This window comes from Natronoarchaeum mannanilyticum (assembly GCF_039522665.1).
Lineage (GTDB): Archaea > Halobacteriota > Halobacteria > Halobacteriales > Natronoarchaeaceae > Natronoarchaeum > Natronoarchaeum mannanilyticum.
This window is the reverse complement of record NZ_BAAADV010000001.1, coordinates 688,463-703,242: the sequence shown is the minus strand read 5'-3', so window position 1 is coordinate 703,242 and position 14,780 is coordinate 688,463. Positions and strand designations below refer to the sequence as shown.

Annotated in this window: 16 protein-coding genes and 1 tRNA gene; 4 read left to right on the top strand and 13 right to left on the bottom strand. The window is 68.9% G+C overall.

The window, feature by feature from the left end:
• Positions 1-565 precede the first annotated feature (565 nt).
• Positions 566-1,087, top strand: a complete 522-nt coding sequence (locus tag ABDZ81_RS03730; RefSeq protein ID WP_343772521.1) for an archaemetzincin family Zn-dependent metalloprotease — start codon at positions 566-568, stop codon at positions 1,085-1,087.
• Here ABDZ81_RS03730 and ABDZ81_RS03725 read toward each other — a convergent pair.
• Together ABDZ81_RS03725 and ABDZ81_RS03720 are read right to left on the bottom strand one after the other, a co-directional pair.
• A complete protein-coding gene (locus ABDZ81_RS03725) occupies positions 1,084-1,572 on the bottom strand; it encodes a pyridoxamine 5'-phosphate oxidase family protein (protein WP_343772520.1) in 489 nt (162 codons plus the stop codon). The genes ABDZ81_RS03730 and ABDZ81_RS03725 overlap by 4 nt on opposite strands.
• 66 nt (positions 1,573-1,638) lie before the next feature.
• Positions 1,639-3,126, bottom strand: a complete 1,488-nt coding sequence (locus tag ABDZ81_RS03720; RefSeq protein ID WP_343772519.1) for an MATE family efflux transporter — start codon at positions 3,124-3,126, stop codon at positions 1,639-1,641.
• A gap of 124 nt (positions 3,127-3,250) precedes the next feature.
• Here ABDZ81_RS03720 and ABDZ81_RS03715 point away from each other — a divergent pair, with 124 nt between their 5' ends.
• Positions 3,251-4,051, top strand: a complete 801-nt coding sequence (locus ABDZ81_RS03715) for an endonuclease/exonuclease/phosphatase family protein (RefSeq protein ID WP_343772518.1) — start codon at positions 3,251-3,253, stop codon at positions 4,049-4,051.
• Between the two features lie 31 nt (positions 4,052-4,082).
• Here the strand turns inward: ABDZ81_RS03715 and ABDZ81_RS03710 are convergent, their stop codons facing one another.
• From ABDZ81_RS03710 to ABDZ81_RS03700, 3 genes are all read right to left on the bottom strand, one after another.
• Positions 4,083-4,343 carry a DUF7573 domain-containing protein gene (locus ABDZ81_RS03710; RefSeq protein WP_343772517.1) on the bottom strand — a complete coding sequence of 87 codons (261 nt, stop codon included), beginning with the start codon at positions 4,341-4,343 and terminating at the stop codon, positions 4,083-4,085.
• Positions 4,344-4,388: 45 nt separating this feature from the next.
• Entirely contained in the window at positions 4,389-4,622 is a 234-nt protein-coding gene (locus tag ABDZ81_RS03705; protein WP_343772516.1) for a TrmB family transcriptional regulator, read from the bottom strand.
• Between the two features lie 243 nt (positions 4,623-4,865).
• The gene (locus ABDZ81_RS03700; protein ID WP_343772515.1) at positions 4,866-5,567 is read right to left on the bottom strand and encodes a carbonic anhydrase; all 702 of its coding nucleotides are present in this window, start codon (positions 5,565-5,567) and stop codon (positions 4,866-4,868) included.
• A gap of 100 nt (positions 5,568-5,667) precedes the next feature.
• Between ABDZ81_RS03700 and ABDZ81_RS03695 the strand changes: the two genes are divergently transcribed.
• Positions 5,668-6,180 (top strand): hypothetical protein, encoded by a 513-nt coding sequence (locus ABDZ81_RS03695; protein ID WP_343772514.1) that lies wholly within the window; start codon positions 5,668-5,670, stop codon positions 6,178-6,180.
• 127 nt (positions 6,181-6,307) lie between these two features.
• Here the strand turns inward: ABDZ81_RS03695 and ABDZ81_RS03690 are convergent, their stop codons facing one another.
• The 3 genes from ABDZ81_RS03690 to ABDZ81_RS03680 all read right to left on the bottom strand — a co-directional run bounded on the left by ABDZ81_RS03690 (position 6,308) and on the right by ABDZ81_RS03680 (position 7,361).
• Complete coding sequence (locus tag ABDZ81_RS03690) at positions 6,308-6,502, bottom strand: cold-shock protein (protein WP_011324233.1); 195 nt, start codon at positions 6,500-6,502, stop codon at positions 6,308-6,310.
• Positions 6,503-6,578: 76 nt separating this feature from the next.
• Complete coding sequence (locus ABDZ81_RS03685) at positions 6,579-6,788, bottom strand: hypothetical protein (protein WP_343772512.1); 210 nt, start codon at positions 6,786-6,788, stop codon at positions 6,579-6,581.
• Positions 6,789-7,288: 500 nt separating this feature from the next.
• Positions 7,289-7,361, bottom strand: a tRNA-Pro gene (locus ABDZ81_RS03680).
• A 93-nt stretch (positions 7,362-7,454) separates the two neighbouring features.
• Between ABDZ81_RS03680 and ABDZ81_RS03675 the strand changes: the two genes are divergently transcribed.
• Positions 7,455-7,862, top strand: coding sequence for a hypothetical protein (locus ABDZ81_RS03675; RefSeq protein ID WP_343772510.1), 408 nt, complete (start codon positions 7,455-7,457; stop codon positions 7,860-7,862).
• Here ABDZ81_RS03675 and ABDZ81_RS03670 read toward each other — a convergent pair.
• The 5 genes from ABDZ81_RS03670 to ABDZ81_RS03650 form a co-directional block, all read right to left on the bottom strand.
• Positions 7,859-9,691, bottom strand: coding sequence for an SLC13 family permease (locus tag ABDZ81_RS03670; RefSeq protein WP_343773365.1), 1,833 nt, complete (start codon positions 9,689-9,691; stop codon positions 7,859-7,861). The genes ABDZ81_RS03675 and ABDZ81_RS03670 overlap by 4 nt on opposite strands.
• 105 nt (positions 9,692-9,796) lie before the next feature.
• Positions 9,797-10,849 (bottom strand): DUF7504 family protein, encoded by a 1,053-nt coding sequence (locus ABDZ81_RS03665; protein ID WP_343772509.1) that lies wholly within the window; start codon positions 10,847-10,849, stop codon positions 9,797-9,799.
• A gap of 182 nt (positions 10,850-11,031) precedes the next feature.
• A complete protein-coding gene (gene yciH / locus ABDZ81_RS03660) occupies positions 11,032-11,325 on the bottom strand; it encodes a stress response translation initiation inhibitor YciH (RefSeq protein ID WP_343772508.1) in 294 nt (97 codons plus the stop codon).
• Positions 11,326-11,427: 102 nt separating this feature from the next.
• Positions 11,428-13,710 carry a transglutaminase TgpA family protein gene (locus tag ABDZ81_RS03655; RefSeq protein ID WP_343772507.1) on the bottom strand — a complete coding sequence of 761 codons (2,283 nt, stop codon included), beginning with the start codon at positions 13,708-13,710 and terminating at the stop codon, positions 11,428-11,430.
• On the bottom strand, positions 13,707-14,780 hold the full coding sequence (locus ABDZ81_RS03650) for a DUF58 domain-containing protein (RefSeq protein ID WP_343772506.1): 1,074 nt from the start codon (positions 14,778-14,780) through the stop codon (positions 13,707-13,709). The genes ABDZ81_RS03655 and ABDZ81_RS03650 overlap by 4 nt, the downstream gene beginning before the upstream one ends.

The following is a 14,780-nucleotide window of genomic DNA, read 5'->3' as shown; positions in this document are numbered from 1 at the left end:
GCTGTCTCGTCACAAGGACTCGACAGCGCGCGCCACCGCAACCGCGCGGCCCGGCGCGACCCCGTGTCGCGCCGCCGGAAGAGCTTCGCTCTTCCGAGCCTGCACTCGCTTTGCTCGTGCGGACGACGGGGGAGGGCCGGGGCGCGCGTGGTCGCCCCTAGGCGACCCGCGCACTGCTGTTCCTGGCGTCCTGCCGAGCGCAGCGAGGTAGGGCTCGGAAGACGAGCGTAGCGAGTCTTCCGGCGGACTGAAAGGGCGAGGCTCGGTCGCGGCGTCTGCGGTGGCACTATCCGAGCGAAACGAGGAGATCTTCCGCAGACGCCGCGACCGGGCCGAGGGCTTTCGATGTGTTCCCGTTGGTCTGAACTGCCGTCACTGCTAGGGGCGGGCCGAGGGCTTTCGAGGTGTTTCCGTCCGTCCCAGTTCCACCAGTTCCTAGAAGCAATCCCGTCCCGACCACGCCCAAACCAGAACCTCGAACCGAGTGAACCAATCGCCCGCAGGCCCTCGAAACGGATGCCGCCACGGCGGGATATTTATGCTCGGCGCGATAGTATACGGTCGCATGCTCGTTGACATCGTGCCGGTGGGGGACCTGCCCGCGGAGGTCAAGCGGAAGGCGTCCGCCGGCCTCCGGACGGTGTACGACTGCGAGGTCACCGTCCACGAGTCACAGCCGATCCCCAGCGGCGCGTTCGACGCCAATCGGAACCAGTACCGCGCCGAGGACTTCATCGAGCTGGCCAGCCGCGTCGGGTCGGGCGAGAAGAACATCGCCGTCACGGCCAAGGACCTGTTCTACCGCAAGCGCAACTACGTGTTCGGGCTCGCCTACCTCGACGGCAACGGCAGCGTCGTCTCGACGTACCGCCTCCAAACTTCGAGCGACGGCGGGTTCTCCGAGCGCGACGCCGACGAGATCTTCGGCGACCGCGTGCGCAAGGAGATCGTCCACGAGATCGGCCACACCCTCGGGCTGGAGCACTGCGACAACAACCGCTGCGTGATGAACTTCTCGCCGACCGTGCGCGAGGTCGACGTCAAAGAGGAGACCCTCTGTGGCAGCTGCCAGCGGCAAGTCCTCTAGGATTCTTCGACGGCGTCGGCCATCCGCGCCGAGTAATCCCAGCTGAACGCCCGCCGGGGCTCGATCGCGATTCGAACCTCTTCCCGATCCTCGTCGAGCAATCGATTCGCCAGCGACGAGTCCGTCCCGCCGAGATACCGCTCCAGGAGCGTCGTCAGGAGCTCCTTGCCGCCGTCGTCTTCGACCCGCGCGACGCCGTTGCCCCGCACGCCCCGGTAGGGCGGCTCGTTCGTCGACACCTCGAAGGTGATCTCGTCGTCGGCCCGCAGGTACTCGACGACGTCAGCGTCGGCGGCGGTCGCACACCACAGCCGGCCGTCGCGGTACTCGTACCACAGCGAGAGCATCCAGAGCCGGTCGGCGGGCGTGCGACACGACAGTCGGACCGGCACGGTCGTCTCGCGCAGGAACGATGCGACGCCGTCGCGCGACCAGGCGCCGGTGCAGTCGAACTCGTTGCGCTGGGACACAGTGATTCGCTCCACGGACGCCAGGATCTTGTAGCTTCGCGGCGGCGAGGCGGCGACTGTTCCTGATACCGCCGATCGGCATCACTCTGCGCCGTCTGCCGGCGGGACGTCGGCGTCGGGCGCGTCGTCGGGGGCGCCGCCGGGTTCGCCGTCGTCCGTCGGGTCTCCGGTCCGATCGTCGTCGATCACCGCCTCCTTCCAGGTGCCCCGTGCGAACCAGGCCAGCGCGAGCACGGCGCCGCCGACGTGTTCGAGCGTCGAACCGACCCAGAGCCCGGTCACGCCGAACTCGAAGGTGAAGGTCAGCAGGTAGGTACCGCAGACGCTGACGACCCACAGCTTGAACATCGAGATCGCCATCGCGGTACGGGTGTTGCCGGCGCCCCGGAACGCACCCAGCAGCACCTCCGAGACGGCGATGAACACGAATCCGATCGTGCTGATCCGGAGGTACGCGACGCCGTGGCCGATCGCCGCGGCGGCGTACTCGTCCTCGACGGCGATGAACAGCTCGACGATCGGACGAGCGAACGCCGCCGCCAGCGCGGCGGCGACGACCATCACGCCGGCGCAGAGCCCGACCGCCAGCCACGCCGCCCGTTCGGCCCGACCGGTCTTCTCGGCGCCGAGGTTCTGGCCGACGATCGAGTTTGTCGCCTGGCCCAGCCCCATCGCCGGCAGGAAGACGAGCGACACCAGCCGGTTTCCCAGCCCGTAGGCCGCGACCACCGGCGGGGCGAACGAAACCGTCATCGCCGCCATCGCGATCAGCGCCATGGCGTTGGTCGACTGTTCGATCGACGCCGGCACGCCGAGGTCGACGATCTTCCGGACGGTGTCGAGCCGCGGGCGGATGTCGGGCAGCGAGACCGCCGGTCCGCGCGCGGTTCCGAAGAGGATCCACAGCCCCAGCAGCGTCGCGACGGCGCGCGAGGCGATCGTCGCGGCCGCCGCGCCGGCGACGCCCAGATCGGGCGCGATCCACCACCCGAAGATGAGGAACGGGTCGAGGACGACGTTCAGGAGCACGCTGACGGCCATCACGTACATTGGCGCGCGCGTGTCGCCGTACCCCCGCATGATCGCGGTGAACGCGTAGAAGCCGATGAAAAACGGCATCCCGGCGAACAGCACTTCGAGGTACTCGACGGCCATCGGGACGACCGTCGCCGCGGTCTCTTGCTGGCTCGGGAACAGCCCCAGCAGCCGCTCGGTCGACGCGACGCCGACGGCCCCGATCAGGACGCCCACCCCGATCACGAAGCTCATCGTCTGGCCGGCGACCGACCCGGCCGAGCGGTCGCTGTCGGCGCCCGTGTACTGGGCGACGAGGATGCTCCCGCCCGTCGTGAACCCGCCGGCAAAGGAGACCAACAGCAGACTCACGGGGAACGCGAGGCTCATCGCGCCGACCGCGGCCGCCGAGTACCGCCCCAGCCACAGCGTGTCCGCGACGTTGTACGTGACCTGCAGCAGCTGGATCACGATGATCGGCCAGGCCAGCCGGACCATCGGGCCCACCAGGCTGCCGTCGGTCAGTGAGTCTTCGACCGTCTCTGCCACTGACACTACTATTCCCGTCGCCTGTAATGAAAGAATCGGAACGTCGCATCGACGGCGTCCCGCACCGACTGCGGCCGTCCGGACGCCGATACCCGGCGGCTTTAGGACGGCGGACCGCGACCTGGCAACCGTGACCCCGCTCCGACTCCTCACGTACAACGTCCGCTACGATACGCCGGAGGACGGCGACCGTGCCTGGGCGCACCGCCGGGACGCCCTCGCCGACGTGGTGCGATCGTACGACCCCGACGTCGTCGGGTTTCAGGAGCCCCTGGCCCACCAGGTCGCGGACCTTCGCGAGCGCCTGCCCGACCACCGGATCGTCGGGCGGGGCCGAGCGGCCGCGCCCGACGAAGGCGAGCACGTCCCGATCGGGTTCCGGTCAGGCCGCTTCGCCCTCGCGGATCGGGAGACGTTCTGGCTCTCGGAGACGCCCGACGAGCCCGGCAGCGTCGGCTGGGACGCCGACCTCCCGCGGATCGCCACGTGCGTTAGACTGCGCGACGAGCCCGCGGACACGGCGCTCGTCCACTGCAACGTCCACCTCGACCACCGGGGCGAACGCGCTCGTCTGGAGAGCGCGACCCTGCTTCGGCGTCGCCTCGAATCGTTCGCCGACGGCGACCCGGTGATCCTGTCGGGCGATTTCAACTGCGAGGCCGACGCCCCGCCGATCCGCCGGCTCGTCGACGCCGACGCCCCCGGCCTCCGGTTCCGCGACGCTCGCACCGTCGCGTCGAAACCGATCGAAGGCCCCGGAACGACCAGAAACGACTACGACTCGCTGCTCGCGGGCATGGAGATCGACCACGTTCTCGTCACCCCCGGCGTCGGCGTCGAGCGCGTCGCGACCTGCGCCGACCGCGACGAGGACGGCCGGTTCCCGTCGGACCACCTGCCGGTCCTCGCGGAGCTGACGCCGCCCGAGTGACCGCTGTCCGCGAAACTCCCGACATCTCGCGCTACCAGTCCTTGCAGTCCGCGCAGACGAACGTCCCGTCGTCCCGCCAGCGCCGCCGCGTCGGCTCGCCGCAGTCGGCGCAGGCGACACCGTCGTCGCTCCACTCGTAGGTGACGGTTGTGGCGGCGTCGACGCCGTCGGTCGCCGCCGGTTCTCCGCTCGGCCGACTGTCGGCGTCCTGCTCGTCGTCGCTGGATGCCGGTTCGCCGTCGGCGTCGCTGTCCCCCTGGAAAAAGTCGGTCAGCGAGCTGTCGTCGGGCACGCTCTCGGGGTTGGGCGTACACCTACAAGTCCGTTTCGCGACCGCTCACGCGGAGACCGCGTACGTCTCGCCGTCGTGTTCGACCAGATCGCGGCTCTGGAGGGTGTCGAGGATGCTAAACAGCGTTATCTTCTTCAGGTCGAGCGTCTCCTGCAGGTCCGCCAGGCCGGCGTCGTCCGCGACCGACAGGTAGAGATACACCAGCTTCGCGCGCGGCGAATCGAGTTCCTCGGGAAGCGCGTCGACGGTCGACTCCGAACGGGGTTGCTGCGCGTTCATCCGTACGTCTAGGTTCGACGATATCGTATAAGAAACTATGTTGAACTGGCTCGATATTCATAAGTTTCGCAGTGTGTGGTAAAATGCATCGGGGAGTGGTACCACGGCAAAAACCGCCACACGTCGGCGTCGGACGACGACGCAACCCTGCCGAAAGACAATCCGCCATCCAGTAAATCCTCTTCGATCTCCGGCCACTCTCGGTTCGTTTCTTCGACCGACCGGAACGGTGCAGTTCGGATTCTACGGGGCGGCGAGCAGCGACCGGACGAACTCGTGGTACCCTTCGGGGAGCTCCGAGCGGATCGCGGCCGGATCGGTCTCACCGCCGACGTTGACCGCGTACGTTCGCCCCGCGACGTCGCCGTAGGTGCCGTGGAAGTCGTAGACGAACCCGCAGACGGAGACGTCGTCGGACAGGGAGTCGTGATCGACCAGGAACTGGACCTGCCGCTCGACGTTGTACTCGACGAGCTGGTCGATCACCGCGGCGGACTCGGCGTCCGCGTCGACCCGGTCGCTCGCGAGGCCGTCCTCCACGATCGGCACCAGCTCCTCGACGCGCTTGCGGACGCCCGGCTGATCGACCGCCTCGTCCTCGGTGAGCCACCGGTAGGCCGCCGTCACGGCGCCACACCGCGTGTGCCCGACGACGGCGACGGCGCGCGTGCCGGTGTAGTGGACCGGGAACATCAGGTTGCCGTCGATGACGGCCTCGCCCTCGTACTCGTCGGCGACCTGATTTCCGATGTTGCTCGACGTGAACAGGTACCCCGGCTCGTCCACGGCGAACATTCCGCCCTGGGGAACTCTGGAGTCCGAACAGCTCACCGAGACGACGGTCGGCTCCTGTCTCGTCTGGACGGCGTCGAAGTAGCCGGCCGGGAGCGCGTCGGTGTGATCGCGGTTGCGATCCAACAGCTCCCGGACGATGGGCGTCGCCATGTCTAGTTATACCGCACGAGCGGCATAAATCACCCGCGTCGACCGACTTCCGGGCACTGCCCCCCACGCATTTCCGCGGTCTCGTGGTAGCTCACACGCGATGGCGACACTCGATCCGCGTTCCGAGCGCACCGACGCCGACGCGACGTCCGAACGGTCGACGACGGTGACCGACGACGTCCTGCGGGGCGCGATCGGCGGGGCGTTCGCGACGGTCGTACTGACGGCCTACCGGCTGCCGATCGCCCGCTCGCTCCCGCCGACCGCGGCGTTCTGGGAGCAGTACGTCGGCGGCGAGGACGCCGCGCACTACCCTGGGGTCGGGCTGGCGTTGCACCTCCTGTACGGCGCCGGCGGCGGCGCCGTCTTCGGCGCAATCTACCGCATCTTCGGCGTCGCGGAGCTCCCCGAGCACGGCCGGGAGACCGCGGGGATGGTTCTCGCGACGGCCTACGGCCTCGCGCTGTCGGCGTTCGGTAGCCGGATCGTCCTCGGCCGACTACTAGGGATGGATCTCGACAGCGACGAGTCGCTCGTCTTCCACGTCGGCCACCTCGTATACGCGCTCGCGCTCGGCACCTGGCTCGGCTCCCGCGTCGGCGAGCGCGAGTAGGCGGCCGCGGTGCCGCGGACACGCCCCGCGGCGCCGCGGCTGTGTGGCGTGACGATCAGTTCCGATAGAACGCACCCCAGTGCCGCCGCTACGCGGTAGTGATGATAGTAGGAAGTTTACTCGGCGTTTACAGCCGGGTGAGGTTCGTCGCGCGCGGGCCCTTGTCGGCCTCTTCGATGTCGAACTCCACTTCCTGTCCCTCCTCGAGGTCCGGGCCGCCGACGTCCTCCATGTGGAAGAAAACGTCCTCGTCCGCGTCCTCAGTCTCGATGAAACCGTAACCGCCCGTGTCGTTGAAGAAGTCAACCGTTCCAGTTGCCATTGCTTTTCGAGAGAGTGCCACCACACGGATAACCTTTCCGGAGTCGATACGAGCGTGTCAGCCGTTCGCGCGCCCGCTACCGCTGGATGTGGCGGTACGCGACGATGGCGAACAGATACGAGCACGTGAACAGCCCGAAGCCGACGCCGAACCCGACGAGCTCGCGGCGGCTCGGATCGATCGCGCCGCTGGCGATCCCGGCGGCGACGCCGCAGACGAACACCGCGACGGCGAAGGCGCCGACGCCGACGTAGAACGCCGCGTCAGACTCAACGAGCCGTGGCACGAGCGGCTCTTCGGGGAGCGGGAGCAAAATGGTGTCGTCGGTCGGAGATACTCGGCGTCGCTCTTCGGGTCTGTTTCCGTCACTCGCCCCGTTCGTGACTGCGTCTCGCAGAATATATGTGACCGTCCGGTGCGAGACTCGCTACGCTCGCGGTTTCACCGCTCGCAGTTCCGCGATTCTCGCTCACGGTGTTCGCTCCGAATCGCGCTGCGCTCGTCTCGCGTAGTTCAAATCCGGGCGGGGAACCTATCACAGCGTAGCATCCGCCGAGTGAAACGAGGCGGTTCACCGCGGTGAACGTAGTGAACCGCGGCTTTTTCGCCCACGTTTTTCGAGGAGCGGTCGCCGCAGGCGACCCAACGAAGAAAAAGGTGGTATGGGACCGCCCGGATTTGAACCACGCGAACGCGGTCGCTCGCTTCGCTCGCGCTGCGCGTTCTCTACTTCAAATCCGGACGAGTTCAGAATTCGCTCGTCACGTCCGTTCCTCGCAGAATTCATGGGACCGCCCGGATTTGAACCGGGGTGGCGAGCACCCAAGGCTCGAAGGATACCAAGCTACCCCACGGTCCCGTACCCCCACTTCGCCCGAGGGCGGGTAAAGCGTTTCGCTCCCCGCCAAAGCGTGCGAACGCTTAACACTACGCGACGTGAAACATCGTCTCGATGCCGATCTCGAACTCGCCGGAGCACGTCGATTTCGACGCGGAGGCGGCGATCGCCGCCGCTCGCGAGGAAAGCGACGATCGCGTGCTCGTCGGCGCCGAGTACACCGTCGACGAGTTCCAGATGCTGTACGCGAGTGACCGGGTCCTCGACGAGTACGAGTCCACCGCGGCGCTCGACGACGTCGCCGAGCGACTGCATTCGTACATGCACGTCGATTTCACCGAGCGCGAGCTGTTCGAGGACCTGTACCCGCCGGCCGAGGAGACGCGGGGGTTCGTCACCTACACCGACTACACGACCGTCGTCCGCGTGCTCGACGGGATGGAGGGGCTGTACGTCTCCTTCGAGCCCGAAGTAGCAGTGACGCCGATCGTCGACGAGATCGTCGAGATAATCCGGGATTAGAGCCAGAAGAACCAGATGCCGACCGTCGTCACGATCGCGAGCAGCAACTGGAGCGGGCCGCCGACGCGCACGTAGTCCGAGAAGCGATAGCCGCCGGGCCCGTAGACGAACAGGTTCGTCTGGTAGCCCACGGGCGTCATGAACGCCGTGCTCGCCGCGAACGTGACCGCGAGCACGAACGCGAACGGGTCGGCGCCGATGCGGGTCGCCGCCTCGACGGCGACCGGGATCATCAACACGACGCTGGCGTTGTTGCTGACGACGTTGGTCAAAAGAGCCGTGACGACGTAGAACAGGCCGAGCACGCCGATCGGGGGTAGCAGCTCCGCGCTGGCGACGACGCCGTCGGCGATCAGGGTCGCCGTCCCCGTCTCCTCCATCGCGATCCCCAGCGGGATCACGCCCGCGAGCAGGAAGATCACGTCCCACTGGACCGCGTCGTAAAACTCCGAGGGCTTCAGGCAGCCGGTGACCACCATCGCGAGCGCGCCGGTCAGCGCGGAGACGACGATCGGCATCACGTCCAGCGCCGCCAGCGCGACCACCGCGATCACGATGCCGACCGCGATCGGTACCTTCTCGCGGCGGTACTGGGCGCGCTCGACGCGCTGGGCGACGATGAAATCGCGGTTCCGGTTCAGCCGGCCGAGGCTGTCCTCGGTCGCCTGGACGAGCAGCGTGTCGCCGACGCGCAGCGACACCTCGTCGAGCCGCGAGCGCATCAGTTCCGGGCCGCGACGCAGCGCGAGCACGGTCGCGTCGTAGCGCTCGCGGAACCGGCTCGTCGCCAGCGTCTCGCCGATCAGCGACGACCGGGGCGCGACGACGACCTCGACGAGTCCCTGGTTCTGTTCGGTCGTCTCGAGCTCGGCGTCCGACACCTCGATCTCGGGCAGCAGATCCAGGCCTTCGCCCTCGCTGACGTCGATCAGCGATTCGCGGTCGGTCCGGACGACGAACACGTCGCCGCCGCGGATCACCTTCTGGCCCAGCGGCTCGCCGAACGTCCGGTTGTCTCGGATCAGCTGGACGACGTCGACGTCTTCCTCCATCGACGCCAGCGCCTCGCGGACGGTCTGGCCGACCAGCGGCGACTCCTCGCGCACGACGACTTCGGTGAGGTACTCCGAGAGCTCGAAGTCGCTGGTGAGATCCTCCTCGGCCTTGATGCGCTCGGGCGTGAGCCACCACCCCACGGTAAAGAGGTAGGCGGTGCCGACGAGCGCGACGATCACGCCGAGCTTGGTGAACTCGAACATCGAGAACTGCTCGGCGCCCGTCGGGCCGAGGGTCACCCAAAGATCCGACGCGAGGATGTTCGTCGACGTGCCGATCAGCGTCAGCGTGCCGCCGAACATCGAGGCGTACGACAGCGGCAAGAGCAGTTTCGAGGGCGAGGTGCCGCCCTTCTTCGCCAGATCCGACACCATCGGCATCAGGATCGCGACCGCGGCGGTGTTGTTGATGAACCCGGAGATCGGCCCGACGATGCCGATCGTCGCGCCGAGTTGGCGGCGCTCGCTGTCGCCGGTGAAGGCCGCGACGCGCTCGCCGAGCGTCTCGACGATTCCGGTGCGCTCGACGCCGGCGCTCAGGACGAACATCGCCAGCACCGTCACCGTCGCGACGCTCGAGAACCCGGAGATCCCCTCCCCGGGCGACACGACCGCGAACGACTCGGCGAGCAGGCCGACGCTCGCGGCCGCCTCCGTGACCGGCTCGACGAGCAGCAGCGACACCATGATGCCGATCGCCGTCACGTCGACGGGCGCGGCCTCGGTGGCAAAGAGCACCAGCGCGGCCAGCACGATCGCCAGCACGACGAGGATCTCCGGGGAGACTGGCACACCGTGTCGGTGGCGTGGGTCGCAAAAAAGTGTACGGACTTCGGAGCTGTCGCCGCAGCGACCGATCAGCCGAAGCGAACTCGACGGTCAACCGAAGTCGAACTCGAGGTCGTCGATGTCCGTCTCATCGTCTGCCCCCGCGATCGCGTCGCTCCCGCCGTCGTTCGCGTCGTCTTCGGCGCCCCTCTCGTCGTCTTCATTTTCGGTGTCGGCGGCGCCCTCAGTGTCGGCGTCCCCGGCGTCGTCCGCGTCCGCTTCGCCGGCGCCGTCGCTCGGATCGCCGTCCTCCGGTTCCTCCCCGACGTCCGGGATCCGTTCCGCGATGTCGTCGTCGCTGGCCTGTCGGCTCGCGCTCCCGGTTGCGGTCCCGCCGTCGGCGACCTCGTACTCCTCGACGTGATCGTCGAGGCGCGCGGCGATCTCGTCGTCCGACGCCTGCGAGGAGCCGCTGGTCGCCGGGATGCCGTCGCTCAGGCTCGGACCGCCGTCGGCATCTTCGGCGTCATCCTCACCGCCGTCGTCCTCGGTATCGGCGTCGTCGAGCCCCGATTCGTCGACCAGATCCTCCGCGGTCGCGGGGTCGATCACCTCGTCGAACAGCGAGGCGAACGTCGAGACGGTCTGCTCGTCGAACCGGTCGGGATCGAGGTGGAAGTGCGCGACCGTGTCGACCGACGAGAGCCGTTCGAGCAGGGTGTGGAGGAACTGAAACACGACCTTCGGATCGCGGCGGTCCAGCAGCTCGGAGATCGAGTCGAAGCAAAGCACCATCAGGTGGCCGCTCTCGGCCCACGACTCGCAAAAGCGGCTGACGCTGGTGCCGATCGCCTTCAGGTCGCCCGGATCCTCGACGATGTCGGTCGCGACCGGCTCGGCGAAATCTGGCGGCGAGTGGTCGGCCGACCGCAGCACGTCGCCGACGGTGATGTGGCCGAGCTTGGCGGACTGGCGGCCGGTCGCCCCGGTGTCGAGTCGCGTCCGGTCGCTGACGTCCTCGGGAAACGAGACTGTCAACTCGCCGCGACGCTCCGCGCGCCCGACGTCGAGCAGCGCGTCGCAGCACCGGTCGGCGTTGCGGCCCGACTCGCCGAGGACGAGCACGTTTGCTCCACCCGAGACGTCGATCAGTTCGTCGCTCATGTGTGACTTGACTCCGTGCGACCGCGTCGATCCGTTGCGGTCTCGACGCCGCGTCGGCCGAGTGTCTGTGGGTACGTGTGGCTCGTCGGACAATACTGTTCCGGCTCCGACCGGTATACTGCCGATCGAAAGAAAACCGTGACTGACCGCTTCGCGTGACGTCGGCGCTCGACGGTGACGGGCTAGGCGACGTTGAAGCCCTTATCCCGGAGGAACTCCTCGACGCGGCCGGAGTGGTTGCCCTGCAGTTCGATCTGGCCCTCCTCGACGGTGCCGCCGCACGCGAACTTCGATTTGAGGTCCGACGACAGACTGTCGAGGTCCACGTCGCTCGGATCGAACCCTTCGATGATCGTTACCTCCTTGCCGTACCTGCGCTCGTCAATGCGGATCTGGATCTGCTGAGATTCCTTGGCGACGTCTTCGCAGACGCAAAGCTCCTCGGGCAGCCCGCACGTCGAGCAGACTTCCGACATTACAGGCGGGTGTACGAATCGGCCCTATTAAACACTGTCGGGACCGCGGTCGACCGTCGTGGTCGTTTTCCCCGGTTCGAGCGGTCGATGCGCCCGTCCGGCTCACCCGCTCGGACGGGTGAACCGTCGCTCCTCGGCGACGAGCGCGTCGACCAGCTCGACGGCCTCGGCGGCCTCCTCCGAACTCACGTCGCCGCCGTACCGCGCCCGCTCGTAGATGCGACGAACCCGATCGACGCGCTCGTCGTCCGCCGCGACCCCGTCGAGATACTCCCGTGGCGTCTCGCCGGGCGCCCGTGGTCGGGTCTCCCCCGCGAACAGCAGCTCGAGCCGCTTGAACGCGCGCTCGACGTCTTCGCGCGGGCTCCCACCGCTCCCCTGGCGACGGACGGCGACCGCGCGGGAGAACCGATCCGCGTGGCCCGTCCGGCGCGCCAGCGCGCCGGCGCCGAACAGGGCGAGCAGCCAGACGCCGATCGCCCGGTACGACGGCAGCCGGGTCAGAAGTCCCGCATCGTCGTTCTCACTGTCGCCGAACGTCGCATCGGTACCGTTCGTCGAGTTCTCCGGCTCCGACCCCGGCTCGGTCTCGTTTTCGGGGTCGGTCTCGTTGTCGGTCGACTCGTTCGGCGACGGCGTCGGGTCGGACTCCCGCTCGTCGAACTGCGCCGGATCGCGCTGGCGGCTCTCGTCGGTGTCGACGTCCGGGTTGCCCGTCGATCGCGCCGTCTCGATCCGGTTCTCGCGGGTCTGCTGACGACTGTCCGACGGCGTCGGGTCGAACGTCACCCAGCCCTCGCCGGGGAAGTACACCTCGACCCAGGCGTGGGCGTTGAGCCCACGGACGACGTAGCGGTCCTCGCCGACGCGCTGGCCGGTCGAGTACCCCGCGGCCATCCGCGCCGGGACGCCCGCTTCGCGCAGCATCGCGGTCATGGCCGAGGCGTAGTGGACGCAGTAGCCGGACTCCATCTCGAAGAGGAACTCGTCGACGGCGTTGCCCTCCGGCCGCTCGACGTCGAGCGAGTAGCTCTTCTCGCTCTCGAGGTAGCGCTCGATCGCGACCGCTTCGTCGTAGGGCGTTTCGGCGTCTGCCGTCACTCGTTCGGTCAGTTCGCCGACCCGCTCGGGCTGATCGTTCGGCAACTGGAGGAAATCGGCTCTGATCCGTCCGGGGTACTCGTCGCCCGCCTGCCGAAGTTCCTCGGGCGAGGCGTCGGGCCGGAGACTGGTCACGCGGTAGGCGTCGCCCGCCTCGAGCGAGTCCTCGTACACGAATGTCCCGTAGGGCGTGGCCTGCGTGGCCCCCGAAACGTCGTCGCTCAACTCCACGGGCCTGTTCATCGCGGGCATCGCGGCGGTCGCGCTCTCGACCTCGTACACCTGCTCGACCGACTCGGTCGAACCGGGCGGCGGCGCCACCTCGCCGTCCCACGGGTCCACTCCGACATCGGTGTACCACTCGCTGCCGGAGAACTTGCCGAAGACGGCGGTGCGCCAGTACCCCGGCTCGTCGCTCTCGACCGTGAACCGGACCTCCGGCGACAGCGAGGTGCTGCCGCCGATCTGGAGCTCGCCGCCGGACTGCACGACGGCGCCCTCGATGGTGTCGCCGCCGCCGCTGCCGGCGCCCAGGCCGCCGGGGCCCTGGAGCCCGCCGGTGCCGCCGCCGGGGACGACCGACACCGTCAGCGACAGCACGGCCATCGCCGCGAACGCCGCGGCGAGCGCGTCGGCCTGGTCGATCGGCGCGCCCCGGCGTTCGAGGTCGCCGAACCCGACCGCGCCGGCTGCGCCGAGCACGCCGACGAGCGTCCCGAGCGTCCCGGCGTCGCCGGTCAGCACGAACACTACCAGCATCGCACCGCCGATCGCGGCGCTCGCGACGTACCGGCGGCGCACCGCGAGGTACCACGAGAGAAAGGCCGGCGCCGGCACCGAGCCGACGGCCCAGGCCTCGGCGTTGGCCATCCTGACCACCGACACCCCCGTCAGCAGCGTCGCGGCGTCCGACACTAACACGCCCCCGGCGTCGATCACGGCGCCGATCGTCGCTGGCGTCGTCTGGAGGTACCAGAGGTGTCCGAGCACCACGAGCGCGATCGTCGCGCCGATCGCGGTGCGCTCGCGGACGAACGCGGCGACGCCGGTGGCGGCCAGTAACGCGACGACGGCGACCGGAACGACCGCCGAGCTCCCCACGACGCCGGTCAGCGGGACGTCGGACGCCGGGCCGCCGACGAAGCCGGCGACCCGATCGAGCACGCTGACGTACGACGCCGTCAACACGAGTACGCTGGCGAGCGCAGCGCCGCGGAACGCGCGGCTGCCCGCCGGCAATCGCCCGGTCGACGCCGCGTCCCGGGAGGCGGTCGGGGCGCTCACGCGCTCACCTCGCCGTTCGTCCCTCGCTCTCCGCTCTTCGCCGGCGACACGCCGTCCGCAGTGCCCTCAACCGGACGCTGGTGGCGGACTCGCTCGCCGCCCGCCGTCGCGACGAGGCGATCGAACGCGACGGCGTCGTCGCCGTCGCTCACGACCGCGTCGCTGCCGGTCGACCGGACGAGGAGATCGGCGTCCTCCGCGGCGGCGTCCGACAGCGTGCCCGGTCCGAGTCGGGCCAGCGCCGCGAGGGCGGCGTCGCGCTGGTGTCGACCGGCGTCGGGATCGAGGCGTTCGTCGGGCGCGACCAGTCCGATCTCGAAGCCGGCGTCGAGCAGGTACGTCACGAGGCTAGCCGCGACATCGGCGACCTCGTCGTCGAGATCGCCGGGTGAGACGCCGACGGTTAGCTCGCCCCGCTCCTCGGCCGAGGCGTACTGTCGGACGAGCAGCTCCTCGTCCGGACGCTTCGCGCTGGACTTCCAGTGGATCGACCGGCGGGAGTCCCCGCGCTCGTACTCGCGCAGCCCGTCGAACTCGTCGGTGCCTGGAAGCGGTCGGCTGGCGGGAAGCCCCTCCAGCGCGCCCGCGGACGGGTCGAGTCGGTAGGTTCGCGGGTACGCCAGCACGGCGTCGATGTCGTTGTAGTAGAACGTCTTCCGGGCCAGTCCGAGCAACCCCTCGACGGTGAGCTCGGCGGGGCCGAGGCGGCGCTCGCCGCGCTCCCAGAGCCGGACGTCGTAGCGGATCGGCGAGCCGTCGAGCGTCGTCGTTCCCGGCAGTCCCTCCGCGGTGACGCCGTCGCCGAGCCCGTCGTCGACCGTCGCGGCGAACGGTCGGTCGGTCGGGACGTCGAGTTCGACGGTCAACTCCTCGTCGACGACGCCGGTCGCCGGCGCGCGCCGCTCGACGTCCGGACGGTCCCGCAGGTGGACCTGCAGGAGCGCTCCCGCGAGCGCGACCAGCGCGGGCGCGACGACGGCGTTGATCGACCGGGCGCCGTGAGCGCGCGCCAGAAGGAGCAGCGCGACGGCGAGTGCGGCGACGGCCCAGCCGCGGCGTGTGAGTGTCAT